At 72.6% G+C, this 24,157-nt stretch carries 20 protein-coding genes; 8 read left to right on the forward strand and 12 right to left on the reverse strand.

Annotation, left to right across the window (positions count from 1 at the left end; all coding sequences use genetic code 11):
• The first annotated feature begins 23 nt into the window (after window positions 1-23).
• Window positions 24-3,308 carry a carboxypeptidase-like regulatory domain-containing protein gene (locus HG543_RS11270; RefSeq protein WP_169344724.1) on the forward strand — a complete coding sequence of 1,095 codons (3,285 nt, stop codon included), beginning with the start codon at window positions 24-26 and terminating at the stop codon, window positions 3,306-3,308.
• A 22-nt stretch (window positions 3,309-3,330) separates the two neighbouring features.
• Here HG543_RS11270 and HG543_RS11275 read toward each other — a convergent pair whose 3' ends face one another.
• Window positions 3,331-4,713 carry a cytochrome P450 gene (locus tag HG543_RS11275; protein ID WP_169344725.1) on the reverse strand — a complete coding sequence of 461 codons (1,383 nt, stop codon included), beginning with the start codon at window positions 4,711-4,713 and terminating at the stop codon, window positions 3,331-3,333.
• 142 nt (window positions 4,714-4,855) lie between these two features.
• On the opposite strand from HG543_RS11275, the gene HG543_RS11280 reads away from it, so the two are divergent.
• The 3 genes from HG543_RS11280 to HG543_RS11290 all read left to right on the forward strand — a co-directional run bounded on the left by HG543_RS11280 (window position 4,856) and on the right by HG543_RS11290 (window position 7,707).
• Window positions 4,856-5,233, forward strand: a complete 378-nt coding sequence (locus HG543_RS11280) for an energy transducer TonB (RefSeq protein ID WP_343073323.1) — start codon at window positions 4,856-4,858, stop codon at window positions 5,231-5,233.
• Window positions 5,234-5,249: 16 nt separating this feature from the next.
• Window positions 5,250-5,981: a purine-nucleoside phosphorylase gene (gene deoD / locus HG543_RS11285; protein ID WP_169344726.1), complete on the forward strand. Its 732-nt coding sequence runs from the start codon at window positions 5,250-5,252 to the stop codon at window positions 5,979-5,981.
• Window positions 5,982-6,279: 298 nt separating this feature from the next.
• Window positions 6,280-7,707, forward strand: a complete 1,428-nt coding sequence (locus HG543_RS11290) for a LysM peptidoglycan-binding domain-containing protein (protein WP_343073324.1) — start codon at window positions 6,280-6,282, stop codon at window positions 7,705-7,707.
• 131 nt (window positions 7,708-7,838) lie between these two features.
• Here HG543_RS11290 and HG543_RS11295 read toward each other — a convergent pair whose 3' ends face one another.
• Genes HG543_RS11295 through HG543_RS11305 form a run of 3 tightly spaced genes read right to left on the reverse strand, consistent with a single transcriptional unit; the run spans window position 7,839 to window position 10,953 of the window.
• Window positions 7,839-9,725 (reverse strand): caspase family protein, encoded by a 1,887-nt coding sequence (locus HG543_RS11295; RefSeq protein WP_169344727.1) that lies wholly within the window; start codon window positions 9,723-9,725, stop codon window positions 7,839-7,841.
• Window positions 9,722-10,471 carry a hypothetical protein gene (locus HG543_RS11300; RefSeq protein ID WP_169344728.1) on the reverse strand — a complete coding sequence of 250 codons (750 nt, stop codon included), beginning with the start codon at window positions 10,469-10,471 and terminating at the stop codon, window positions 9,722-9,724. The genes HG543_RS11295 and HG543_RS11300 overlap by 4 nt, the downstream gene beginning before the upstream one ends.
• Complete coding sequence (locus HG543_RS11305; RefSeq protein WP_169344729.1) at window positions 10,468-10,953, reverse strand: RNA polymerase sigma factor; 486 nt, start codon at window positions 10,951-10,953, stop codon at window positions 10,468-10,470. Before HG543_RS11305 ends, HG543_RS11300 begins: the two co-directional genes overlap by 4 nt.
• 103 nt (window positions 10,954-11,056) lie before the next feature.
• On the opposite strand from HG543_RS11305, the gene HG543_RS11310 reads away from it, so the two are divergent.
• The gene (locus HG543_RS11310; protein WP_169344730.1) at window positions 11,057-11,944 is read left to right on the forward strand and encodes an alpha-ketoglutarate-dependent dioxygenase AlkB; all 888 of its coding nucleotides are present in this window, start codon (window positions 11,057-11,059) and stop codon (window positions 11,942-11,944) included.
• A 36-nt stretch (window positions 11,945-11,980) separates the two neighbouring features.
• Here HG543_RS11310 and HG543_RS11315 read toward each other — a convergent pair whose 3' ends face one another.
• From HG543_RS11315 to HG543_RS55180, 4 genes are all read right to left on the reverse strand, one after another.
• A complete protein-coding gene (locus tag HG543_RS11315) occupies window positions 11,981-12,388 on the reverse strand; it encodes a hypothetical protein (RefSeq protein WP_169344731.1) in 408 nt (135 codons plus the stop codon).
• Window positions 12,389-12,517: 129 nt separating this feature from the next.
• A complete protein-coding gene (locus HG543_RS11320; protein WP_169344732.1) occupies window positions 12,518-13,774 on the reverse strand; it encodes a DEAD/DEAH box helicase in 1,257 nt (418 codons plus the stop codon).
• 58 nt (window positions 13,775-13,832) lie between these two features.
• Window positions 13,833-14,738, reverse strand: a complete 906-nt coding sequence (locus HG543_RS11325; protein ID WP_169344733.1) for a VWA domain-containing protein — start codon at window positions 14,736-14,738, stop codon at window positions 13,833-13,835.
• A gap of 57 nt (window positions 14,739-14,795) precedes the next feature.
• Window positions 14,796-16,292: an adenylosuccinate synthetase gene (locus tag HG543_RS55180; protein WP_246356922.1), complete on the reverse strand. Its 1,497-nt coding sequence runs from the start codon at window positions 16,290-16,292 to the stop codon at window positions 14,796-14,798.
• 140 nt (window positions 16,293-16,432) lie between these two features.
• Here HG543_RS55180 and HG543_RS11335 point away from each other — a divergent pair, with 140 nt between their 5' ends.
• Complete coding sequence (locus tag HG543_RS11335) at window positions 16,433-17,704, forward strand: tetratricopeptide repeat protein (RefSeq protein WP_169344734.1); 1,272 nt, start codon at window positions 16,433-16,435, stop codon at window positions 17,702-17,704.
• Window positions 17,705-17,719: 15 nt separating this feature from the next.
• Here HG543_RS11335 and HG543_RS55185 read toward each other — a convergent pair whose 3' ends face one another.
• Entirely contained in the window at window positions 17,720-18,697 is a 978-nt protein-coding gene (locus HG543_RS55185) for a vWA domain-containing protein (RefSeq protein WP_246356923.1), read from the reverse strand.
• Entirely contained in the window at window positions 18,697-19,719 is a 1,023-nt protein-coding gene (locus tag HG543_RS11345; RefSeq protein ID WP_169344735.1) for a protein kinase family protein, read from the reverse strand. Before HG543_RS11345 ends, HG543_RS55185 begins: the two co-directional genes overlap by 1 nt.
• 44 nt (window positions 19,720-19,763) lie before the next feature.
• Between HG543_RS11345 and HG543_RS11350 the strand changes: the two genes are divergently transcribed.
• Together HG543_RS11350 and HG543_RS11355 are read left to right on the forward strand one after the other, a co-directional pair.
• Window positions 19,764-20,240 carry a PIN domain-containing protein gene (locus HG543_RS11350; protein WP_169344736.1) on the forward strand — a complete coding sequence of 159 codons (477 nt, stop codon included), beginning with the start codon at window positions 19,764-19,766 and terminating at the stop codon, window positions 20,238-20,240.
• 41 nt (window positions 20,241-20,281) lie between these two features.
• Window positions 20,282-21,295 (forward strand): zinc-dependent alcohol dehydrogenase family protein, encoded by a 1,014-nt coding sequence (locus HG543_RS11355; RefSeq protein ID WP_169344737.1) that lies wholly within the window; start codon window positions 20,282-20,284, stop codon window positions 21,293-21,295.
• 27 nt (window positions 21,296-21,322) lie between these two features.
• Here the strand turns inward: HG543_RS11355 and HG543_RS11360 are convergent, their stop codons facing one another.
• Together HG543_RS11360 and HG543_RS11365 are read right to left on the reverse strand one after the other, a co-directional pair.
• Window positions 21,323-23,236 carry an RIO1 family regulatory kinase/ATPase domain-containing protein gene (locus tag HG543_RS11360; RefSeq protein ID WP_169344738.1) on the reverse strand — a complete coding sequence of 638 codons (1,914 nt, stop codon included), beginning with the start codon at window positions 23,234-23,236 and terminating at the stop codon, window positions 21,323-21,325.
• Between the two features lie 271 nt (window positions 23,237-23,507).
• Window positions 23,508-24,077 carry a DUF4833 domain-containing protein gene (locus HG543_RS11365; RefSeq protein ID WP_169344739.1) on the reverse strand — a complete coding sequence of 190 codons (570 nt, stop codon included), beginning with the start codon at window positions 24,075-24,077 and terminating at the stop codon, window positions 23,508-23,510.
• Window positions 24,078-24,157 lie beyond the last annotated feature (80 nt).

A 24,157-nucleotide genomic window follows, 5' to 3' on the forward strand; every position in this document is an offset into this window, starting at 1 on the left:
GCGCGGGCCCGAGGGAGCACCGTATGAGGCGAAGACTGGGAGGGGGCGCGGGACTGCTGGTCCTGCTCGCGAGCGTCTGGTTCCTGCGCTGCTTCGGACACGCGAGTGACCTCACGCCCATGCCGGACAGCCCGCGCACGGAGCAGTCCTCCGCCGAGCCCGTGCGGGCGAGCGCGCTGCTCACCGCGCCGGTGGCGCCCGCGCGTGGCGACAAAGCCATTCGCGGCACGGTGGTGGGGCCGTCCGGGCCCGTGGCCGGAGCGGTGGTGGTGGCCACCGCGCCTCGGCCGGAAGTGTCGCTGTCCGAGCTGCCGTGTGACTCCGGCGAGGGCCGCGAGACGAAGCTGCTCCACATCCAGTGCGGAACGACGGCAGCGCAGCTCGTGGAGGCGGCGGCACGGCGGCGAGGCGAGGCGCCTCCCCTGGCGCGCACCACCACGGACGCGCGGGGCCGCTTCGCGCTGGAGGGCCTGGAGCCCGGCGAGTACGCGGTGTGGGCGGAAGCCGTCTCGGGCACGGGGCGGATGGAGGAGGTCGCCGCGGGCCGCGAGGGCGTGGAGGTGCGGCTGGAGAAGGCCCTCCACTACCAGGGCACCGTGCGCGACGAGGACGGTGCGCCCGTGGTGGGAGCGCGCGTCACCGCGCTCCACCTGGAGCACAGCCGCTACTTCGAGGGCATGACGGAGGGGAACGGCCGCTTCCGTCTCGCGCCGTTGCCCCCCGGGCAGTACGTGCTCCTCTTCTCCCGCTCGGAGCTGTTGCCCGTCCATTGGGTCCCCAGAGGCGACGTCGAGCAGGACCTGGACGTGACGATGTACCGGCCCCGGCGGCTCACCGGGCGCGTGGTGCGCGCGCGCGAGCCCGTGTCCGGTGGCGTGAGCGTCCAGCTCCTGGGTGAGCGCCGGATGCTGAGCGCCGTCACGGACGACACGGGGCGGTTCACCTTCGACAGGCTGCCGCTGGGAGCCTTCACGCTCACCGCGAGCCACGGGGGACAGGACGCGGTGGCGCAGGTCCGGCTGGCGCGGGGCGTGACGCCGCCGGAGGTGGAGCTGTCCCTGGGCACGGGCGTGCGGGTGCGCGGCACGGTGCGGGACGAGCGGGGGCGGCCCATCGCGGGCGCCCAGGTGCGCCTGCGCAGCGGCTCCGGGCGGTACGAGCATGACTGGAAGTCCACGGAGACGGACGCGAAGGGCGCGTACACGCTGGGACCCGTCGCGCCGCGGCGCTACTCCTTCGAGGTCGGCGCGGAGCGCTTCATCGACGACGGAGCGCAGGAGCGAGCCGTGGATGGCCTCGCGCCCGTGGACTTCGTGCTGAAGGCCGCCGTGGTGTTGGAGGGGCAGGTGGTGGATGCCGAGGGCAGGCCCGTGAAGCAGGCCCTGCTGCTCCTGAAGGAACAGGACGACCTCCAGGGCCTCCCCGACAGGTTCTTCATGGGCTCGGACGGTTCGTATCGGAGTCAGACGGAGTCGAAGGAGGACGGGACCTTCGTCATGAAGGCCCCCGACGAGGGCTCCTGGTTCCTGAAGGGCTTCCACGATGACCATGTGGCGACGGGCCTCATGGTGACCGCGCCCCGGTCGGACATCCGGCTGGTGCTGCGAGCGGGGGCCGAGGTCTCGGGTGAGGTCGTGGACGAGCAGGGCGCTCCCATGCGACGGGCGAGCGTGAGCCTGACGGTCCGGAGCGCGAAGCGAGACCGTGCACACGAGAAGTCGACGCGCACCGACGCGATGGGCCGCTTCACCCTGCGCGGAATCCACGAGGGCGCGTACTTCATCCTGGCCTCCTCGCTGAGCCAGCATGACCATCGCCTGGTCTCTCGCGAACTTGAGGTGCGCGGGACGGCTCCGGTTCACGTCCGGCTCCAGTACCCCGAGGGCGAGCGCGTGTCCGGCGGGGTGGTGGACCCCGAGGGACGGCCCCTTCCCGGTGTCACCGTCCAGGTGGGAAGGGACGCCCGCCGGCAGCTGTCGCGGAAGCCGGGGGAGCCCGGTGAGCGCTTCGGTCGCTCCCCGTCGCGGGTGAAGTCGGACGCGGAGGGCCGCTTCGCGGTGCTCCACCTGGACCCCGGCACCTGGACCGTGTCCGCGAGCCTGGAGGGCTACCGTCTCGATACGAGCGCGTCACGGGGTGGGGCGCCGGATGAGGGCAGGCAGTCACTGGAAGTCCCGGCGGGCACGGCGGACGTGCACCTGGTGATGCGGCGCACGGCCGCCGTCCGGGGCCGCGTGGTGCGTGAGGACGGCAGTCCCGTCATGCGCTTCGAGGTGAACGGGCGCTCCATCACCGACACCGACGGCGCCTTCTTCGAACCCGTCGCCAAGGCGGTGGACGTCGCGCTCACCTTCACGGCGAACGGCCTGGCTGGCACCGCGCGCACGGTGCGGGTGGAGGAGGACGTCCATGTGGACCTGGGGATGGTGGTGCTGAAGCAGGGGCGCGAGGTGCGCGGCAGGGTGACGGACGCGGCGACGGGCGCTCCCGTGGCGGGCGCGCGGGTGGACGTGGAGGACGTGCCGGCCGACGCGGAGGGGTCGGTCCGCCTTCCCGAGCGCTCGCGCGCTGTGAAGACCGCGATGGACGGCACCTTCACCCTTCCCCACGTGGAGGAGCGGCCGCATTCGCTCGTGGTGGTGCACCCCGACTTCCTCCCGAAGCGCATCCCGCTCGACGCGCGTCGGGACGCGGTGGAGGTGGCGCTCGACGCCGGAGCCATCCTCCGGGGGACGGTGCGCAATGGCGGGCGGATGCTCGACCAGTCCGTCGCCATCGAAGCGGTGGACCTGTCCTTCAGGGAGTACACCCCCGTCCGTAACGGCACGTTCGAGCAGCGCCGCCTGCACCCGGGCACCTACGTGCTGCGGGTGCATACGGGGCGGTCCAAGGAGGAGATCCCGGTGTACGCCCCCAGGCGCATCCAGGTTCCCGCCAACGCCACCGTGACGGTGGACTTCGAGCCGCGGACGGGGGGCGCGACGGTGCACGTGACGATGGCCAAGCCCCCGGAAGACAAGGTCACCGCGGTCCTGGTACCGGGGCAGGTGGCCATGGTGACCTCCGCGCGTGAGCTGGAGCGCGCCACCGCCCAGCACTTCCGCGCGCACCCGGAGAGCCCGGGGCGCTGGACGTTCCGCGCCATGCCCGCCGGGACCTACACCGTGTTCGTCGCGCACCGCACGAAGCGGGGCGTCGCCGTGCACCGGGAGGAGCTGGTGGTCCCCGCGCGGGGGGAGGTCACGCGTGAGCTGGTGCCTCGCTGGCACGAGATGGGCGCCTCCCAGCTGGAGGAGGAGGCCCCCTGAGCCTGCTTCGGGGACAGCGCCTTCAGGGGCGCGCCGCCGTCACCCAGACGCCGGGGCGCGGGCGCAGGGTGATGGCGGGCGCCGGGGCGAAGGGGTGTCCCGGCGCCAGCTCCAGCCGCACGCGCTGGCACAGCGTGGCCAGCACGAGCACCAGCTCCATCAGCGCGAACTGGTTGCCGATGCACTGGCGCGGCCCGCCGCCGAAGGGGAACCACGCGAAGCGGGGCCGCTCGCGCTCGTGCTCCGGGAGGAAGCGGTCCGGGTCGAAGGCCTCGGGATTGTTCCAGAGCTTCGGGTGACGGTGCGTCACCCACGGCAGCAGCAGCACGAAGGTGCCCCGGGGGACGCGGAAGCCGCCCACCACGTCGTCCTGGATGGCCGCGCGGGAGAAAATCCAGGCGGGTGGGTAGAGGCGCAGCGACTCGTCCACCACGCGGCGGGTGTAGGCGAGCTTCGGGAGGTCCTCCACCGTGGGCGCGCGGCCCCCGAGCTCCCGCGACAGCTCCTCCTCCAGGCGCCGCCGCGCGTCGGGGTTTCGCGACAGCAGCACCACCGTCCACGCCAGCGCGCTGGCCGTCGTCTCGTGGCCGGCGAGCAGCAGCGTCAGCACCTCGTCGCGGAGCTGGGTGTCGCTCATCCGCTCGCCGGTGTCCTCGTCGCGCGCCTCCATCAGCATCTGCAACAGGTCGTGGTGCTCGCCGCCCTGCTGGTGCCGGCGCTCGATGATGGTGCGCACCACGCGGTCCAGCGTGGCCACGTCCCGGTTGAACTGGCGATGCGAGGGCAGGGGCAGGGCGCGGGGAATGGGGATGAGCTGCGTGAGGCGCTCGTTGGCGAAGGTCTGCGCGCGACCGAGCGCCTCGCCGATGGCGCGCGACTCGTCGCCCACGTCGGTGCCGAAGAGGGTGAGGCCGGCGATGCGCAGCGTCAGGTGGTTGAAGTCCTCGGCCACGTCGAAGGGCTGGCCGGTGGCGATGCGCGACTCCAGCGCGTTGGCGAGGTCCACCGACGTGTCCACCATGGTGCGCGCGAAGCCGGCCAGCCGCTGGCGGTGGAAGGCGGGCTGGGCCAGCCGGCGCTGCCGCAGCCAGAAGTCTCCCTCGCTGGTGAGCAGCCCCTGCCCGAGCAGCTCGCGGATGACCGCGAAGCCGCGCGTCTGCTTGTTGTAGTTGCGCGCGTTGTCCTGGAGCACGTGCCGCACCGGGTCCGGGTGGGCCACCGCCGTCACGTACACCGGGCCCACGCGGATGCGCACCACGTCGCCGTACTCGCGCACCTGCTTCGTGAAGAAGTCGAGCGGATTCCTTCGCAGCTCCCGCACGCAGCCCAGCAGCGGCTCACCGCGCGGTCCGGGCGGAAGCGGGGCGTCGGCGGCACGGGAGGCGGGGGCGGAGGCGGTGGACATGGTGTCCCATTCTCGACCCGCGCCCGGACGGACGATAGGGGGCCGTGCTCCCTTCCGGCGGAGGCGTTACCCTCGCGCCACTTCTCCCTGATGGAGGGCACACCCCCTGGACTCCCTGTTCCGCATCCGCCGCCTGGGCCTCGTGGCCCTGCTCGCACTGGCCGTGACGCCCGTCGCCCTGGCCGCTTCCGGCAGCCCCCGGCTGGAGGCGTTCTTCCAGTCCGCGCTGCAGAGCGCCGACTACCAGCAGAAGGTCTACACCCGCGTCGCCGGCAAGTGGCGGCAGCCCGGGGCGAAGGGCACCCCGGCCCTGGGGAAGAAGACGGTGGTCCAGGCGCTGATTGGCCGCGACGGGAAGCTGGTGTCCGCCTCCGTGACGACGGAGTCCGGCTCCAAGGCGTGGGACGCCGCCGCGCTGGAGGCGGTGAAGAAGGCCGCGCCCTTCCCGCCGCTCCCGAAGAGCTACCCGCTGCCCACGCTGGACGCCCACTTCCACGTGTCCTGGGTGGCCGGCCCGTAGGGTATGGTGCGCCCCCATGGCTACCCCTCATATCTCCGCCGCACCCGGCGACTTCGCCGACGTGGTGCTGATGCCCGGTGACCCCTTGCGGGCCCGTCATATCTCCGAGCGCTTCCTCGAGGAGGCCCGCGGGGTCACCTCCGTGCGCAACATGTATGGCTTCACCGGGACGTACCGGGGCCGTCGCGTGTCGGTGATGGGGCATGGCATGGGCATCCCCTCGCTCTCCATCTACGCCACCGAGCTCATCCAGACGTACGGCGCGCGCGTGCTCATCCGCGTGGGCAGCTGCGGCGCCCTGCACCGGAACGTGAAGCTGCGCGACGTCATCGTGGCCACGGGCGCCGGCACCGACTCCAAGGTGAACCGGATGCGGCTGTTGGACCATGACTTCCCGGCGGTGCCGGACTTCACGCTCGCGCGGCGCGCGATGGAAGCGGCGGAGAAGCGGGGCCGGGCGGTGCGCGCCGGGCCGGTGTTCTCGTCGGACCTCTTCTACCATCCGCAGGCGGCGCTCAACGAGACGCTGGCGCGCATGGGCATCCTCGCGGTGGAGATGGAGGTCGCCGGCCTCTATGGCATCGCCGCGGAGACGGGCGCCCGCGCGCTGGCGCTGCTCACCGTGTCGGACCACATCATCACGGGCGAGAAGCTCACCCCGCAGGAGCGCCAGACGTCCTTCGACGAGATGATCGAACTGGCGCTGGACGTCGCCCTCGCGGAGCCGGTTCCCACTCCGGCGGGCTGAAGCGCAGGGGTGCGAGGCGCGGAGGCCGGACGTCAACCGGCCCCGCCGCGCCTCGCCGGACAGCAGCCGGGCGGAACATTGGAGCGGCCCGTCCTCGCTGGAAGTGCGGGACGGGCCGGTCCGGAGGGCCCCCGAGGGCAGGGGGGCGTCCAGAATCTGGAGCCGGGTACTTGGAGGTCGGACGGTTTCCGGGTCATCCTTCGCCCCAGTGCGTTACCCAATCTGGCTCCTGCTCGTTTGCGCCGGCTGTGCCGCGCGCGTGGCTCCCACCGCTGGCACTGCGCCGGCTCTCGCCGCCGTGCGTCCGGAGGTCTCGGACGCGGCTCGCGCCGAGACGCCGCCGGCAGCTCCGGCCCCGACTCCGGCCCCCGCCGCCGAGAGCGCCGCCCCGGTGGCGGCTGCCTCCGCGGACGCGGTGAGTCCGGTCTCCGCCGCCAGCGGGGACTGCGCGGCCTCCGAGGAGGACCTGGAGGGCGAGGACGACGAGTCGACGGAGGTGGCCGAGGGTGAGGGCGGCGACGTGGGCGAGACGCCGGAGGCCATGGCCTCCGGCGAGGTGCCGACGGGGCCGGTGTACACGGCGGACATCACCGAGGAGGAGCTGACCCGGCGGTGGAAGGCGGAGATTGCCTCGCTCGGGTCCATGGCGGTGGGCTTCGTGCACAGCGGCCGGCTGGTGAACGCGAAGCGCTTCCCGGAGAGCCAGGACTGGATTGTCGTCTCCCCCGAGGTGGCGTGGGCCACCGAGGAGACGGTGAGCTACCTGGCCGAGGCCATCCGCGAGGTGCGCGCGAAGTTCCCCAACGCGCCGCCGCTGCGGGTCAACGGCATGAGCAACAAGGAGGGTGGCTACCTGCGCCCCCACAAGAGCCACCAGAACGGCCGCGACGTGGACCTCGGCTTCTACTACCCGACGGTGGACCCCATCCGGGAGCGCGAGCGCGAGAAGGTCATCAACGTGCCGCTCAACTGGGCGCTCATCCGCGCGCTGGTGACGAAGACGGACGTGCAGCTGATTCTCGTGGACCGCCGCGTGCGCAAGGTCATCTACGACCATGCCCTGGCGTCCGGCGAGGACAAGGCGTGGCTGGACTCCTTCTTCAATGACGGCCCGAACGGCATCGTCCGCCACGCGCGCCGGCACCGGGACCACTTCCACGTCCGCTTCCACAACCCGCGCGCCCAGGAGCTGGGCCGCCGGGTGCAGCCGCTGCTGGCGCTCCAGCCGGAGCACAACGTCGTCACCCACCGCATCCGCAACGGCGACACGCTGGGCGGCATCGCGCTGCGGTACGGGACGACGGTGTCGATGATCAAGAAGGCCAACCGGATGCGTAACAACTTCCTGCGCGCCGGGCAGCGGCTGGCCGTGCCGCTGCGCGGGCCCTGCACGCACTGCCCGGTGCCGCCGCCCTTCGTGATGCCCCCGCGCCGGCTCCCGCCCGAGGCGGCGGCTCCCGCGCTGGTCGCCGCGAAGAGCGAGGCTCCGACGGCCGAGGGCTGCGCGAAGCCCGCGCCGGCTCCGGCCGCGGCCGAGCAGGTCGCCGCGAAGGAGGCTGCCCCGGCCGTCGAGCAGGTCGTGGCGAAGGAGGCCGTGTCGGCCGCCGCTGCCGCCGGTCAGGTCGTGGCGAAGGAGGCCGCGTCGGTCGTCGTCCCCGCCGCGCCCGCTGGGGTTCAGGAGTCCATCGGCGGCGGCTCCTCCGTGGGCATCTCGCACGCGCGCTGAAGCGCGGCGAGCCGTTTCCCGCTGACGGAGCTTCTTCGGGGCTCGCACGTGCGTCGAGGCACGGCGAGCCCCTTGCTTTTGCATGGCAGGAAATCCCGGAGCACGGAAAGCCGCGCACCGGAAAATCGCTTCTACAGGCCCAGCCGCATGCCCAGGCCCGCGCCGGGCAGCAGCCGCAGCGAGAGCTGGCCGTCCTGCTTCAGGAAGGCGCAGGGCGCATGGGCGCCGAGCTGCACCGCCACCCGGGGCGTCACGTCCCAGGACAGCGTGGCGGCCGGCCCCAGCCCGGGCGCGAGCGCCCAGGCCACGCCGCGATTCGTGGACTGACGGATGAACTGCACGCCCGCCTCCGCGCTCGCCGAGGCTTCCAGGGGCCCGCGCCGCAGCGCCCAGCGATAGCCCAGCGCCATGGCGCCCGCGGCCTCGCGTCCCACGGGACGGGCACCGCGCCCCAGCTCCACCGACAGCACCAGCCGCTCCAGGGGCAGCCCGCTCAGCTCCAGCCGCAGCGCCTGCAGGGCGCCCATTCCCTTCGCCACCGACTGGCGGACGCCACCGCGCACGGCCAGGGTCGGGCGGGCGGGGGGCCGCGCCTCGCTGTGCATGGAGATGCCCATGGGTGCGGAGGAGGAGTGAGGCACTGGCGCGGGGGGCTGCTCCTCACCGAGCACGGAGGAGAGTCCCGTGGGCGAGGAGGAGGAACGAGGTGCTGACGTGAGGGCTTCCACCTCGTCGAGCACGGCGAGGCCCGTGCGCATGGACGGGGACTTTGAAGCGGGGGCTTCCGCCTCACCATGCACAGTGTCGCCCGGCGATCCGGACGGCGAGAAGCCGGCGAGGGACGCTGATGTGGAGCTCGCGGGGACGGACGGCGCCGTGGGCGGCCGCGCGTCGCCGCTCTCGGCGAAGCCCGGCCCGACGGAGCGCGCGGGCTGCGATGCGGACGTCTCCTCCACCAACCCCTTGGTGCTGGCGGCGGAAGCCGACGCGGCGACGGGCGCGAGGTCCTCCCAGCGCACGCGCTTCACCTGTCCCGCGGGCGCGCGGAGGAATCCACGGTGCTGACGGCCCGCGCGCCAGGCGCGCAGCTCGTACTCGCCAGGAGGCACCGCCAGCCGGGGCACGGCGCCCGGGCCCAGCTCCGCCATCACCTGCCCGCGCTCGGGGCGCAGCAGCAGCGCCCGCTCGAAGTCGGACGGCAGCTCCAGCGCGGTGCCGGGACTCGGAAGCTGGGTGAGCACCAGCTCGCCCTTGCCGCTCAGCCGGTAGTCATAGGCCGGGTGCTGCCCGCCCAGCAGCACGTCCGCGGTGGCCGACACCGTATGCGCGTACGCGTACTGGTACGCCTCTCCGAGCGTCACCAGCCCGTCCCCGGAGGAGTCCGCGGCCCCGCGCAGGCCGGACACCAGGTGGTGCGTGAAGAGGGAGCCACCCACCTCGCGCGACTCCAGCGCCAGCTCGTCCTCCGCGCTGGAGGTGAGCAGCGCATGGCCGCTGCTGTGCAACTCGTCCGTCAGCCGCAGCTCGAAGGAGGGGCCCGGGCGTCCGCCCTTGATGCGCAGCAGGGCGCCGCTGCGGCACGAGTCCACGATGGCCAGCCGCACGTCCGCCTTCGTCGAGTCCAGCCACTCGCGCAGGGCCGCGTACGGCAGCCGCTCGGTGCCCAGCTCCAGCGCCACGCCGTCCGAGTGCCCGGAGAAATAGAAGAGCAGCACCACGCGCGTGTTCGGCGTGGCGCGCAGGGCGGCAACCCTCCTGGCCACGTCCGCCAGCGCGGCGCGCACCGTGGGCAGGTCCTGGCCCTGGAGCATGACGATGTCCCTGGACGCCACGTCGCCCAGCTCCGAGAGCACGCTCGCGAGCTTGGCGGCGTCCGCCTCGGCGTAGCGCAGCGGCGGGCGCGCACCTCCGCCGACGTTGTGGCCCACGAGGATGGCGAGGCGCCGGATTTCCGCCTGGGCGGGCAGGGCCGCGACGAGCGCGGCGACGAGCAGGAGGCAGCGGGCGGAGGTCGTCACGGCTGGGGCTTCTCGAAGAGGAAGGTGGCCTGTTGCGCGCCGTCCGGGACGGGCAGGCGCGTCTGGTGGCGGATGGCGTTCGCGCCCCCCGCGGCGAGCTCGCGCAGCGCCGGGGCCACCGAGTCGAAGGTCAGGGGCTCGCGGGAGAAGAGGGCGAAGAGTCGCTCGGGGCCGGGGGCCGTGTCGAGGACCACACTGCCGGGGACCTCGGCCTGTGCCCCTTCGGAGAGGGGCGCGCTCCGGGCGCCGCCGAAGGGGTGGTAGGTGTTCACCTGACCCGCGCCATCCACGGAGACGAGCAGGACGTACGGCAGCCCGCCCCCGTCCAGCCGGAAGCGCACCTGGTCACCGGGGGCCAGCGACTCGCCCTCCTGCACCTTCCAGGTGCGCTCGCCCCGGTGGGCGAAGAGCTGGAGCGTGGCGCCGCCCTTCACGCCGTACTCGGGCTCGGTGTCGGTCTTCGGAGGCCGCGCCATGACGAGCACCCCGGCCGTCACCGCCACCAGGGGGACGAGCCAGCGCCAGGCGGAGTGCCACGCCGGAGGCCGCCGCAGGGCGGGCGCGGTGCGGGGCAGCACGTGGACGGTGAAGTGGCTTCGCAGCGAGGCCAGCTCCTCGGCGCGGGCGCGGCAGGTGGCGCAGGCGTCGAGGTGCGCCCGGGCGGCGGAGCGCGCGTCGGCGGGGAGCGCGTCCAGGGCGAGCGCGTCGAGCTGGAGGCTGGAGAGGTGGAGGGAGGAAGGAGTCATGAGGGGCTGCTCCCGGTGAGCGTGCGCGCGTGCCGGTGGAAGTCGGCGAGCCGGTTGACGACCGTGCGACGAGAGATGCCGAGCACCTGGGCGACCTCGTCCTGGGTCAGCCCGTCGGCGAGGTGGAGCCAGGCGACCTCGGCCATCTGGGGTGGGGCGGAGGCGATGAGGCGGCGGGCGAGGTCCCGGTCCTCCAAGAGGCGCTCGGTGTCGGTGCCGGGGTGCTCGGGGAGCTCGGCCACGGGCAGGGCGCGGCGGCGGCCGTCCCGGATCTGGTTGAGGCAGTAGTTGGTGGCGATGCGGTAGATGTAGGCGAGCGCCTGGCTGGCGTCCGGTGCCCGCTCCAGGTGGCGATGGAGCCGGAGGAAGGTCTCCTGGGCCGCGTCCGCCGCCGCGGCGTCGTCGCCCAGAATCTGCCTGCACCGGGCGTACAGGGTGGGCCCGTAGGTGCGATACAGCGCGTGGATGCGGTCTTCGGCCATGGTGTCCGGGGGTCCGGCCCCCTACCAACACCCCAGGCGTCCGGATTGCGCAAATGCGGCGCGGAGGCCCGGACACCGGGGGGGATGTGGTAGCACGGCGCCCATGGCCTTTCCCCCCCACCGGGGCCGCCCGCTTGCCCACAAGGTCCGTCAGCGCACCCCGGGCCACCACTACAACGCGAGCTTCCTGTCCGCCGCGGACCGGACGGAAATCCTGGCGTGGCTTGGCACGCTCCACCCGCTGTGGGAGGAGCGCTACTCGAAGCACTTCCCGCCCCCGCCGGGGCAGTCGCAGCGGCGGCTGTTGCGGCCGGTGTACTGGTTGGGGAACTGGCAGTTCGCGTGCCTCGACTACTACCGGCCGCCGAAGGGCGTGCTGAACCGGTGCGTGAAGGCCGAGCCCTTCCCCGCGGTGCTCCAGCGGCAGGTGGCGAAGATTGAAGAGCTGGCGCGGCGGATGTTCCGCGGGCCGGACATGCCGAAGGGCTGGCACCTCAACACGTGCCTGGTGAACTTCTACGGCAGCCGGCTGGAGGACGGGCGCTGGGCGGACACCGCGCGGGTGGGGGAGCACAAGGACTTCGAGCCGGGTCCGGTGGCGTCGCTGTCCTTCGGCGAGCGGGCCCTCATCCAGTTCGTCACCTCCACGCGGCCGGGCGAGCGGGACGAGGTGGTGCTGGAGCAGTGGCTGGACGACGGCTCGCTCCAGCTCTTCGGCGGCGCGCGGTGGAAGGACCAGACGTTCCACCGCGTGCAGCGGGTGGACACGCGCGCGGGCCACGTCATGCCGCCGGAGCTGCCGGACTTCCGCACCCGGCGCATCAACCTCACGTTCCGCTACGTGCCCGATGAGCACGTGATTCCCTTCGCGAAGCTGTCACCCGAGGCCCGCGAGGACGTGCGGCCCTACATGGAGACGCTCGCGCGGGGCAGTGCGTTCTTCAAGGCGGAGCTGGAGAAGGAACAGGCGATGGGGCGGCCCCAGGGATGAGCCGATGGGAACCGCCCGCCTGAATCGCGACGCTCTCTAGAGGGGCTTGGCGACGATGGCCGTGTCCCCACCCACGGGCGACAGGCCCTGCGCCTGCCATACGCCCGGCACATAGCCCTCTATGGCTTCGACCTCGCAGTAGACCGCATTGGCACAACCATGGCCGCGCCTGCTGCCCCTGACACCCGGCAAGGTGATGTCCGCCGCGACATTGATGTATGGCTGGACGAGCGCGCACGTGACGGCGGCTTTCGCTGCCGCGTAGGGAGTGCCATTGCTCGAGTAAGCCACATACGGCTCGGTGACGGTGGTCACGCAACCCGCGACAGCGGACTGTTCCTGCGTCGCGATGTCTTTGTCCTGCTCCGTGGAGTTGTCGGCGCCACAGCCAACACCCATCAGCATGACACTGGCACCCAAAAGAAATGCAGCCGGCATCTTCATGGAGTCTCTCCGAGAAGTGATTGATGCGAGCGACACCATAGGCGTGCCTGTCTGGAATTGTAAATTCTGGTTGCTGGTGATGGACTGCAGGGGAGCGATTGGGCCGGCTGAGAGAAGCCAGAGGCGCGTCTACGGGCTCCGCTTCTTGTGCGTCCGTGCGTGGCGGCCGGGTGCCTGTCCCGGCTCGAGCTTCGGGGCGCTCGCGCCCGTCTGCGGCGGACCCGGGTCTTTCTGCGCCGCGAGGAAGCGCTCCCAATGCTCCTTGAAGACGGGGTCCTCGCGCGGCACCGGGACGCGGGGAATCTCCGCGCGCATGATGCTCTCGATGCGGGTGATGACCTGCCCCTCGCGCGTCAGGGCGAAGGTGGACGCCACGCCGCTGGCCGCCGCGCGGGCGGTGCGGCCGATGCGGTGCACGTAGTCCTCGGGCGCGTGCGGCAGGTCGTAGTTGATGACGTGCCCCACGTCCTCCACGTCCAGCCCGCGCGCGGCGATGTCCGTGGCCACGAGGCAGCGGTAGGTGCCGTCGCGGAAGCCCTCCATCGCCTGCCGCCGCTGGTTCTGCGTGCGGTCCGCGTGCAGCACCGCGCACTTGTGGCCCGCCTTCTGGAGCGCCTTGTGCACCTTGTCCGCGCGCTCGCGGGCGCGGGTGAAGATGAGCGCCGTCGCCTCGTCGCGCGCCAGCAGCGTGAGCAGCAGCGGCGTCTTCTCCTCCGGCCGGACGAAGTAGAGCCGCTGCTCCGCGCGCTCGGCGGGAGTGCCGCTGCGGGTCACCTCCACGCGCACCGGCTTGTAGAGGCGCGAGCGCGCGAAGCGGCTCACCTCCGGACCCAGCGTCGCGGAGAACAGCAGCGTCTGCCGGCGGCGGGGGAGCGCGGCGAAGATGCGCTCCAACTGCGGCAGGAAGCCCATGTCCAGCATCCGGTCCGCCTCGTCCAGGACGAGCGCCTCCAGGTGCGGGAAGGCGGCGCCGCCGTGCTCCAGCAGGTCCACCAGCCGCCCGGGCGTGGCGAGCACGAAGGTGGGGCGCTCCTTCAGCTCCTTCACCTGCGCCCCCATGTCCTCGCCGCCGATGACGACCGCGTGCGTGAGGCCGCGCGGCTCACCGAAGAAGCGCACGGGCTCGGCGATCTGCTGCACCAGTTCGCGGGTGGGGGCGAGCACCAGCCCGAGCGTGCCCTTCTTCCCGGCGAAGCGCTCGACGAGGGGCAGCACGTACGCGGCCGTCTTGCCGGTGCCGGTGGCGGCGCAGCCGATGACGTCCTTCCCGGCGAGGGCCGGGGGAATGGCCTGCGCCTGGATGGGGGTGGGGCGGGTGAAGCGCGCCCGGCGCAAGGCACCGAGCGTCTCCCGCGAGAGGCCGAGCTGGTCGAAGGCGTCGCTCACGTCCCCCGGACTACCACGGCGCGAGGCCCCGTGGGGGAGGGCCTCGCGGGCATTTGTCCTACGCCGCGCGCCGCAAGGCCTTGGCCCAGGGCTCGATGGCCCGGACGATGGCCTTCACGCGCTCCTTCGGCTTGCCGCTGGCGCTCAGGCGCTCGGCCACGGCGTCGACCCCGGGGACGGCGCGCTCGGTGAGGGCCACGAGGGCCGCGGCCACGTCGCACGTGTCCGCCGGGTCGTCCATGAAGATGACCCGGTCGCCCAGGTAGCTGACCCAGAACTGCTCGCAGCGGCCCCGGCGGCGCTGGTCGGGGATGAGGAAGAAGGGGTGGAAGGTCTTGTCCAGCCGGCTGACCACCTCCTCCATGGGGATGTCCCGGGTCATCCGCGTGCCGAGGAGTCGCTCGACGTGCTCCTTCGCCACGTAGTGGAAGGCGGGCTCGTCGCCGGTCATGAAGAAGTAGCCCTTCTTCCCGCGCTTCTCGAAGCAGTCCATCGCGGTGTGCTCGGCGGCGAAGTACATGCCCAGCTCGTAGGTCTCCGCCGGGTTCGAGCCGCCGCCGCGCTCCAGGAACATCCACGTGAGCCACTGGTCCAGCTGCTGCTCGGAGGACTCGAACTGGCCCACCTGGAGGGGCGCGTCGTCCATGTACGCGTCGCCCACGGCCATGAAGAGCACCTGCGGGTCCGCGATGCCGGCGTCCATCAGGTCCTTCATGAAGGAGGGGAACGTCTGCCGCGCGAGGATTTCGGGGATGTTGCCCATGGAGCCCGTCACGTCGAGCGCCATGACCACGGAGAGCGAGTGGGGATGCGCCGCGCTGTCACGGCTCTCGCGGCACTTCACGTTGCGAGGGTCCATCTTCGGGTGACAGGACCGCTGCCGGAAGACCTCCTGCTGCGGGAGGTCGCTGCGGGCCTTCGTCATCGCCTCGTGCGCTTCGTAGCTGTAGCTGCCGTACCCCATGTCTCGAAACCCCCTCTGGTATCAGGATGGGAGGCTAGCCCGGAGGTGCCGATGGCGTCACGTCAGCCCCCGCTCCCGCTTGTCCCGGGCCGCCGGGCCGTGGGACGTCACCGCTACCTTGACGCCGAGGATGGATTCCACCCACGCGACGAAGCGCTCCGTCCGCTCGGCCGGTGGTCCTCCCAGGTCCAGCTCCTCGCGGAGGGGGTGGCACGTGGCCAGCGCTCGGGTGAGGTGTTCCTGGTACGCGAGGTCGCGGTGGGGACCCAGGCGCAGCGCCGTCACGCGTGACGTGTCCGCCGTGTCGCGGGTGAACATGCCTCCGTACTCCGCCGGCGCATGGGATGCCGTGTGCATCCGGAGGCGTGTGTCGGTGTCCGCCTCCTCCATCGGCGCGCGGGAGGCCGGGTGCATCCGGGGGAGCGTGCCGGTGTCCGCATCCTGTGGCGGCGCACGGTACGCCGTGCACACGGGCCACCGGGTGGCGAGCCGGTCCAGGTGGGTGAGCGCCAGGGCATCCACGCCGCCGCAGGCAGCCAGGGCGTAACGTGCGAGCACGGCGTCGAAGGCGCCCACGCGGAAGCCCCCCTGCCAGCCGGCGGCGTCGTTGTGGGGCTCGGGCACGGCGGGAGCGAGCGCGGGCTCCTCGGTGGGGAAGGGGCCCTCGCCGTGGCGCGTGGCGTACGCGCGCAACACACCGAGCCGGTGGAGGGCGCCGTCGAAGTCCGCGTCGCGCAGCAGCTCCAGGGCGAGGTCGAAGGTGCACGTGCTCCAGGTGGTGTGCGGGTGGAAGCCGCGCCACTCGTCGAGCAGCACGCCCTGCGCGCCCTCGAAGAGGGTGGTGCCCTCGCGAAGGCGCGGGGCCAGCCAGTCGTCACCGACGACGCGCTCTCGCGGACGGAGGGCCCGCACCGCGTCCGCCCAGCGCGAGGGGACCTCCGGGTCCTCCAGCAGCACCAGCTCGGAGGTGGCCTGGGGATGCGCGCTCGCGGCGCGGCGTACCTCCGACAGCTCCGCGCGCAACCGCTCCTGCGCGGCGGCGGCCTTGCGCACCAGCATCGCGGGCCGGGTGAGGTCGCAAGCGTGCAATGCGTCCTCCGGGTGCGCGAGGGCGTCTCGCACCGTCTCGCCCACGCCGACGCCGCAGGTGCCGTGGCGTCCCGTGCCTCGGGCCAGCTCTCGCAGTCTTCCGGCGGCCTGGTGGAACGGAGTGATGATGCGCGCGCCCTCGCTCACCGTGGTGCGTGACAGCGCGTCCGGTGCGCCGCGCTCGGCGAGGTAGCGGGCCTCCACCAGCATGGCCAGCGGGTGGACGATGGTGGTCCGCGCCAGGTGCGTGCGCACGCCGGGGACGAAGGTGCCGGCGCCGAACTGCGAGAAGGTGTGGTGCCGCCCGTCATCGGTGACGACGTTGTGGCCGGCCTGTGCACCCCCGTTGAAGCGCACCACGAGCCCCGCGCCATGACGGCGCACCAGCCAGTCCGTGAGCGTGCCCTTGCCGGCGTCACCGAAGCCGAGGTCGACGACGATGTGGGCCGCGTGGGGAGGGCTCATGGCGAGAAAACGTGGCTGCCCATACGGGGCCCGGTGAATTCCTGACTCCGTATTCTCCCAGGAGTCGCCGGAGGTGTCTCGGGACGGGTCCAAAAAGCTCCCAGGCGGAGCCGGGCACGGCCCTGGGCTACGCTCCGCCCATGGCCTTCGGTTGGTTGAAACGCATCTTCGGCTCCCGTGAGGAGGCGAAGACGCCCCAAGTCATCACCCTGCGTGAGCGCGAGGTGGCGCTCCGCATACCCACTCAGACACCCTTGGAGGCGCAGGGCCCCCGGCGGGGGAGCGCGCCCACGTGCAAGGACTGCGGCACGCCGCTCGTGGAGGTGCTCTTCACCACGGGAGGGCCCATGGGAGACCCCGAGCTCTGGCGAGAGCACCCGCTCGCGGTGGACGGGTGGATCTGCAAGACGTGTGGCATGTCCACGCTGCCCCGCTTCCTCGAGCCCGAGGAGGTGACGGCGCTCGGGGGCGAGGGAGCGCGTCTCGCGCGGGAGGGGCGGCTCGACGAGGCGGAGCTGAACTTCCGGCGTATCTGCAGCAGCTGGCCGGGGTATGGGCCGGCACGCCTGGACCTGGCCACGCTGTATACGCTGCGCATCAACGAGGAGGTCTTCGGAGCGGGACGTGCGCACGTCCTGAAGCAGTACGCGGACATCGTGGAGCGGCACATCCGGGATGCTTTGCGCGGCGACTCGCTTCCCTCCCTGCCCGCGGCCATCAAGCGCCTGGTCACCGCGCACCTCGCGCTGGATGGCACCGCCGCGGCCGAGGCGGCCATCGACCTGGGGCTCAGCTACCCGAAGGCGACCGACGAGGACCGTGAGGCGCTCGGGTCACTGCGCGAGTGGGTCCGGCATCGCGGGGACCTCTATGAGCGCGGCACGGAGGCCATCCAGCCGTACATGCACATCCACGCGGAGACGCCCCGGCCCGTGGATGCGAAGGCACGCCGGCAGCTGGAGGTCGCCGTGGAGGACCTCCTGAAGTACCAGCGGCTGAATCCCGAGAGCTGGCAGGCCCTCTGGATTGCCGGCAAGGGACGGCAGGCGCTCGGGGATCCGGCGGGCGCCGCGGAAATCTTCGGCAGGGCCTACGCCTTCAAGCGGGACCAGCCGGACGTCGCGCGCGAGTACGCGCTGCAGCTCCTGCGGCTCCAGCGCTTCGCGGAGGCGGAGGACGTCGCGCGGTCCGCGTGTGAGGCAGACCCTTCCGACGCCGGGCTCGTGGCCAATGTCGCGCTGGCCCAGCTCCTCGGGGGCCGCGTGGCCGAAGCGGAGGCCACGGCCTCACGGGCGCTCGACATGAGCCCGGAGGACCCGGTGACGAAGACGCTGCTCGGCCGCATCCGCGAGGCGCGGTCCGGCCGGCGCCCGGCGCCGCGCACCATCGAGGACCTCGAACGGGGACGCTGAAGACGTGCTCCGGGGTCAGCGCGGGCGCCGGTGCCCGGAGTTGGCGTCATTCGTGGGCAGGTGCTCGTCCTCCAGACGGGGAGGGGGCACGCCGTCGCGCCCCAGCGTCGCCGCGAAGGGCGTCAGCGCGCGGATGACGCGGCCCCGGCCCTGCCGGTCCACGCCCTGCCGGTCCAGGTGTCGCGCGAGCGCGTCCAAATCCGGCACGGCGCCCTCGCACAGCCCCACCAGCCCCGCCGCCACGTCCACCGTGTCCGTCGGGTCCTCCATGCAGATGACGCGGTCGCCAAGCAGCTCGCGCCAGTCGCGCTCGCAGCCGCGCCGCCGCGCGAGGTCGGGGATGAGGAAGAAGGGCTCGTAGGTGTGCTGCAGCGCGTCCACCACCTGCTGCACGCGCAGGTCCTGCTCCAGCGTGTCGCCGATGAGCAGCGACACCTGCGCGCGGGACACGTAGCTGTACGGCCGCTCGTCGCCCGTCATGAAGAAGTAGCCGCGGTGCTTGCGCTTGCGCCAGCAGTCCAGGTCCGTGTGGCGCGCGGCGAAGTACATCGCCAGCTCGTAGGACTCCGTGCCGGGCGTGCCGCCGCCGCCCTCCAGGTAGCTCCACGTGAGCCACTGGTCCATCTGCCGCTCGGCGGACTCGAACTGGCCCACCTGGAGCGGCGCGTGGTCGCTGTCGGCGTCGCCCACGGCCATGAAGAGCACCTGCGGGTCCCGGATGCCCGAGTCCAGCAGCGCCTTCATGAAGGCCGGCAGCCGCTGGCGCGCGAGCAGGTCCGGGATGTGGCCCATGGAGCCGGTGACGTCGAGTGCGAAGACGATGCCCAGCGCCTGGGGATGCGCCTCGCTGTCGCGGCTCTCGCGCCACTTCACCCCGTGCGGCTCCATGAGCGGGTGGCAGCGCCGCTGCGCGAAGACCTCCTGGCGCGGCAGCTCCGCCCGCGCTCGCGTCAGTGACTCGTGGGCCTCGTAGCTGTAGCTCCCGTATCCCATCAGCGCCACCCCGGCAGGGTGAAGGGGATGAACTTCGGCGGACCGAAGGACTCGCGCGCCGCGGCGTCCACGAGCTCCTTGCTTCGCCACGCGTCACCCGTGAACGGGTGCGGGTCCTCGTCGCAGAGGCGCCGCAGCAGGTCCGCCAGTGGCGGAGGCACGCTCGTCGGCGTGGAGCCCGTCGCCGGGTCTCCTCCCAGCACCCAGGCGATGGTGCGAGCGGCCATGATGAGGTCCGTCGTGGGACCGGGCGCGACGCCCCTCCACTCCGCGGCGGGATAGAAGGCCCGGTGCGATGCGCTGGTGGAGGGCAGGCGGCCGCGGTCCCCGTCGAAAGTCACGGCGCTGCTCCAGCCCACCAGCATGACGCCGTGGTCCCTCGGGTGGACGAGCACGTGCGGCGGCAGCACGGCGCCGTGGATGTAGCCGCTGCGGTGCACGAAGCCGAGCACCTCCAGCAGGCGCTTCCACATCCACACCGCCGCGCGCGGGTCCACTCCGTCCGGGTAGGCCTCCCGTACATCGGTGAGCGAGTGCTGGAAGCCGCTCTGCCAGCGGTACACCGCCGCCGCTCGCGAGACGCCCACCGGGTCCTTCACCTCGCCCCGCGCCACGGGCTGGGGCAGCAGCCGCGTGAAGTGCTCGGCGCCCTGCGTGTCCAGGCGGTGCAGCGCCTCGAGGACGTCGTACTCGCGCGCGACGAGGTCCGCGTCCGAGAGCGCGCGGACGACCTTGAGCACCACCATCTCGGTGATGCGCCCGTCGCGCCGCGCGAGGAACACATCGCTGCCGTCTCCCCGGCCCAGGCGGCCGAGCAGCACGTAGCGCGTGCCCGCCACGGTGACGCGGGGACGGTCCGGCGCGAAGGGCGGGTCGTCCTCGGGGCTCTCGGGCATGGGCCATACCGGGGCCCCCGAGGCGGACACCACGGCGCGGCAGTACTCGCACACGACGATGCCGTTGGGCGCGGGGAGTGGAAAGTTCGCGCCGCAGCCAGGACACTTCAGGAGCTTCAATTCCATCCCGCCCTCACGTTCCTCCGGGCCAACATAGCCCACCTGTCCCCATGACACCCTCGCTCCCCCTGCCGGTGGTGCTCGACACCAACGTGGTGCTGGACCTCTTCGCCTTCGACGACCCGCACGCGCGCCCGCTGGCGGAGGCGCTCGACGCGGGTACGCTCGTGGCCTGGGCGGACGCGGACACGCTGGCGGAATTGGGGTACGTGCTCGCGTCCCGGAACTTCCGGCCCGGGTGGGACGCGGCGGCGCGGCAGGTGGCGCTGGAGCGCTACCGGGCGCTGGTGCGGGTGGTGCCGGAAGGGGAGGGGACGTCCGTGCCGGAATTGCCCCGGTGCCGAGACAGGGACGACCAGAAGTTCCTCCTCCTGGCCGCGCGGGCCGGCGCCGCGTGGCTGGTGAGCAAGGACAAGCGGGTGTTGTCCATGGCGGGGCGCGGCGGGCTGCCCTTCCTCATCCTCACCGTCCGGCAGGCGGTGGAGTGGCTGCGCGCACCGCGACCAGTGGGCGACACAGTGGGGTGAAAGGGCGCACCCGGACAGGAGGGCGCGGTAGAACGGCGGCCATGAAGGCCTACGAGATTCGCGACGGATTCGGGTTGGACAAGCTGGTGTCGTGTGAGCGGCCGGACCCCACGCCCGGCCCCTTCCAGGTGCGGGTGCGGGTGAAGGCCACGAGCCTCAACCAGCGCGACCTGATGATGGTGGAGGGGCGCTACAACCCGCGGCAGAAGCTGCCGTTGATTCCGAACTCGGACGGGGCGGGCGTGGTGGACGCGGTGGGGCCGGGCGTCACGCGCGTGAAGCCGGGCGACCGGGTGATGGGGTTGTTCTCCCAGGCGTGGATGGGCGGAGAGCCTTCGCGCGCGGCGCAGACGAGCACGCTGGGGGGGCCGCTGGATGGGGCGCTCGCGGACACGATGGTGCTCCACGAGGACGGCGTCATCGCGACGCCCGCGTACCTGTCCGACGAGGAGGCCGCGACGCTGCCGTGCGCGGCGCTCACCGCGTGGAGCGCGCTGGTGACGTATGGCGGGGTGAAGGCGGGGGACACCGTGCTGGTGCAGGGCACGGGTGGGGTCTCCATCTTCGGCCTGCAGATTGCGAGGATGCTGGGAGCGCGCGTCATCCTGACGTCGAGCAGGGACGACAAGCTGGAGAAGGCGCGGGCGCTGGGCGCGCACGAGCTCATCAACTACGTGACGACGCCGGACTGGGACAAGGCGGCGCGCGCGCTGACGGGCGGCGTGGGCGTGGACCACGTGGTGGAGGTGGGCGGGGCGGGGACGTTCGAGAAGTCGCTGCGCGCGGTGCGCATCGGCGGCACGGTGTCCGTCATCGGGGTGCTCAGCGGTGGGGCGGGGACGGTGCCGCTCACGCCCGTGCTGATGCAGAACCTGCGGGTGCAGGGCATCCTCGTGGGCCACCGCCAGGGCTTCGAGGCGCTCAACCGCGCGCTGACGCTGCACGGGGTGCACCCCGTGGTGGACCGCGTGTTCCCCTTCGCCGAGGCGCGCGCCGCCTTCGAGTACCTCAAGAGCGGGGCGCACTTCGGCAAGGTGGTCATCCGGGTGGGGTGAGCCCCTCCCGCGAGGGGCTCCACCCGCTCAGGAGCCCGTTTCGTGCGGGCCCGGGTCGGACGACGAGGCCGGACGGGCGACGTAGGAGACCTGCGGACCCGCCTGACGCGGAGGCCGGGGGCCACCCCGGTTCGGCCCCTGCCGGGGCTGCCGGTTTCCAGGGCCGCCGCCAGGGCCTCCCTGACGGGGCTCCCGGAGGTTGTTCGGCCCCGGCGGACCGGACGGAGCACCCCCCGTCGCGGGACGCATCTCCACCACGGGCTGGGAGCGCCCGGGGCCTCCCCGCCGCTCGCCGCGAGGAGGGGGGCCACCGCGCCCGTCATTCCTCGGAGGATGTCCGTTGCCGCGCGGCTCACCCCGGGGAGGCGCCCCGCTGCCATCGCGCGGCTCACTCGCGGAGTCGAACCTCGGGCCACCGCCTCGCTGCTCACCTCGGGGCGGACGCCCGTTGCCATCGCGCGGCTCGCTCGCGGAGGTGAGCCCCGGGGCTCCACCTCGCGGCTCACCCCGGGGCGGACGCCCGTTGCCGCCGAACCGCTCGTTCCGCGGAGGACGGCCGTTGCCTCCAGGGCGCTGCTCGTTCCCGCCGGGACGCCCACCGCCCGCGCCCTGCGCGGAGGCGTCAGGGTTCCCACCCCGCGGCTCGTGCTGGCCAGGAGCGCCGGAGTTCCCACCGCGCTGCTCGCTCCGCCCCGGACGCCCACCGCCCGCGACCTGCGCACCCGGAGGCGGCGCACCCGCGTTCCCTCCGCGCCCGTTGCCTCCGGCGCGCGGCTCGAAGGGGCGGCGAGGGCCGCCATTGGAAGGGCGCGCCCCGGGCTGCTGCCCGTTCTGCGCCGGACGGGTGCCATTGGCGCCGCGCTGCTCGCCACCGGGCGGACGCGGCCCGCCACCGCCACCCGAAGGAGGACGGTTGCCACCGGGCTTCCCACCGAAGCGGTTGCGGCCCCCACGCGGGGGAGGCGTCGCCGCGGGCTTGCCGCGCTCGCCGCCACCCTGCTTCAGCACCAGGGCCTCCAGCTCCCGCAGCTCGGCCTCGGCGGCCTCCTCGGGCGTCATCGACGTCTGGGGCGCCGGCACGACGGGCTCCGCCACCGGAGCCGGCTCCGCGCGGAAGTCCCGGCGGAACTCGTTTCCACCCGCGCGCGGACCCTTGGAGCCACGGCCCGCATTCCCGCCGCGGCGGGGCGCCTCGCGGAAGTTGCCCCGGGGCGTGAAGTCCGGCGTCAGCTCCCGGCGCACATAGGCATTCCAGATTTCGCCCGTGTCCCCCTCCAGGTCGAACAGCCGCGGGTCGATGCCCGCCAGGAAGTTGCGGACGTTGTCCAGGTCGCGCCGGAAGTAGAACTCCGCGCGGTTGTTGCGCGCCGCCGCCACCGTCTGCGGGAAGTCGATGATGGTGGCGCCCTGCCAGCTCATCAGGATGTTGTACGGCGACAGGTCGCCGTGGATGAGGTCGGCGCAGAGCATGTTCACCACCTGGGCGCGCAGGTCCAGGTAGAGCGCGTGCGCTTCATCGGGCGTGGCGGGCGGGGCCTCCACCAGCCGCGGGGCGGGGTGGCCTTCCGGGTCCAGCACCAGCTCCATCAGCAGGATGCCCTCGTAGAACATCACCGGTGTGGGCACGCGCACACCCTGGGCGTGCAGCTTGTAGAGCGAGTCCGACTCCGCGCTCTTCCACGCGTCCTCGGCCGCGTTCTGCCCGAAGCGGCTGCCCTTCTCGATGGCGCGACGGGTGCGGGAGTTGCGCACCTCGCGCCCCTCGCGGTAGCCCGCGTTGTTGCGGAAGTTGCGCTCGTGGCGCTCCTTGTACAGCTTGGCCGCCACCACCTCGCCCGCGTGCTGGACCAGCCACACCTCCGCCTCCTTGCCGGTCTTCAACTGGCCGATGACGGCCTCGATGATGCCGTCGGCGAGGAGAGTCTCTAGTGAGTCATTCATTCAGACGCGGAAGTCCAGTGAGGTCCGGGCAAGGAGTCTCGGTGATGCGCGAGCGGCCCTGTTCGCCGCGCGGATGGCATGTGAACATCTCACAACCCCCTGTTGCTACCGCCATACCGTGGCAAGCCGTCGGGAGGACCTGCAAGCCGCCTGCTAGCAGTTTGCAGGAAGGGGTTCCAGGCCAGCCAGGGCTTCCTTTATATGCCTGGGTCATTGCTGACCGGGCGACCAGGCAGGCTCCCCCCGGGCGGGTGGCCCGGGAACGGGGCGCTCAGCGGCGGATGACCTCACGGGCGGACCGGCCGTCGGTGCCCGTGCCGTTGAGGAGCACGTAGTCCACGCCGGTGGGCCAGGCCGTCTTCACGAAGATGCGCTCGATTTGCGCCGCTCGGCCCTCCATCCGCGTCCACGCCCGGGCCGCGCACCGGCCGTTCTCCCGGAAGACCTCCACGTCGATGGTCCGGTCCGGCCAGGCCCGCAGCCGCACGTGCACCGTCCAGCCGGACGCCGTGGCCTCCACCTGCTGGCTGTCGACCAGGCCGTAGGCCGGGCCCTCCCGGCCGAGCAGCGGTTCGACGGCCTTGTCCCCCTTCTCCAACATCCGCCAGTACGCATGGACGGGCTGAGGCCCCCGGGGTTGGCAGTGCTCGTCCACCCGGACGCCGTAGTGGACCTGGTTCTGGTTGGTGCTGCGAGCGATGAAGAAGGCCGAGTCCGCGCTCCGGGCCGGCGCAATCTTCCCCACCGTGTCGGCCTTCCCCGCCGGCTCGGCGAGCGACAGCCCCGGGCCCAGCAGCAGGGCCAGCCCGAGGGACCGCCACTTCCATTCGTCGTGTCGCACGCGTCCTCCCTCCCGTTATGTGGAGCGGCACCGGGCCAGGTGCCAGGGGCGCGCGGCGCAGAGTGCCTGAAACGCGTCAG

This window comes from Pyxidicoccus fallax, assembly GCF_012933655.1.
GTDB lineage: Bacteria > Myxococcota > Myxococcia > Myxococcales > Myxococcaceae > Myxococcus > Myxococcus fallax.

What these genes read in the sequence shown, in the direction of transcription:
- HG543_RS11360 (WP_169344738.1), bottom strand. Translation starts at nt 23,236, where the DNA reads ATGAATGACTCACTAGAGACTCTCCTCGCCGACGGCATCATCGAGGCC.
- HG543_RS11345 (WP_169344735.1), bottom strand. Translation starts at nt 19,719, where the DNA reads ATGGAATTGAAGCTCCTGAAGTGTCCTGGCTGCGGCGCGAACTTTCCA.
- HG543_RS11335 (WP_169344734.1), top strand. Translation starts at nt 16,433, where the DNA reads ATGGCCTTCGGTTGGTTGAAACGCATCTTCGGCTCCCGTGAGGAGGCG.
- HG543_RS11310 (WP_169344730.1), top strand. Translation starts at nt 11,057, where the DNA reads ATGGCCTTTCCCCCCCACCGGGGCCGCCCGCTTGCCCACAAGGTCCGT.
- HG543_RS11270 (WP_169344724.1), top strand. Translation starts at nt 24, where the DNA reads ATGAGGCGAAGACTGGGAGGGGGCGCGGGACTGCTGGTCCTGCTCGCG.
- HG543_RS11305 (WP_169344729.1), bottom strand. Translation starts at nt 10,953, where the DNA reads ATGGCCGAAGACCGCATCCACGCGCTGTATCGCACCTACGGGCCCACC.
- HG543_RS11275 (WP_169344725.1), bottom strand. Translation starts at nt 4,713, where the DNA reads ATGTCCACCGCCTCCGCCCCCGCCTCCCGTGCCGCCGACGCCCCGCTT.
- HG543_RS11300 (WP_169344728.1), bottom strand. Translation starts at nt 10,471, where the DNA reads ATGACTCCTTCCTCCCTCCACCTCTCCAGCCTCCAGCTCGACGCGCTC.
- HG543_RS11355 (WP_169344737.1), top strand. Translation starts at nt 20,282, where the DNA reads ATGAAGGCCTACGAGATTCGCGACGGATTCGGGTTGGACAAGCTGGTG.
- HG543_RS55185 (WP_246356923.1), bottom strand. Translation starts at nt 18,697, where the DNA reads ATGGGATACGGGAGCTACAGCTACGAGGCCCACGAGTCACTGACGCGA.
- HG543_RS11325 (WP_169344733.1), bottom strand. Translation starts at nt 14,738, where the DNA reads ATGGGGTACGGCAGCTACAGCTACGAAGCGCACGAGGCGATGACGAAG.
- HG543_RS11350 (WP_169344736.1), top strand. Translation starts at nt 19,764, where the DNA reads ATGACACCCTCGCTCCCCCTGCCGGTGGTGCTCGACACCAACGTGGTG.
- deoD (WP_169344726.1), top strand. Translation starts at nt 5,250, where the DNA reads ATGGCTACCCCTCATATCTCCGCCGCACCCGGCGACTTCGCCGACGTG.
- HG543_RS11315 (WP_169344731.1), bottom strand. Translation starts at nt 12,388, where the DNA reads ATGAAGATGCCGGCTGCATTTCTTTTGGGTGCCAGTGTCATGCTGATG.
- HG543_RS55180 (WP_246356922.1), bottom strand. Translation starts at nt 16,292, where the DNA reads ATGAGCCCTCCCCACGCGGCCCACATCGTCGTCGACCTCGGCTTCGGT.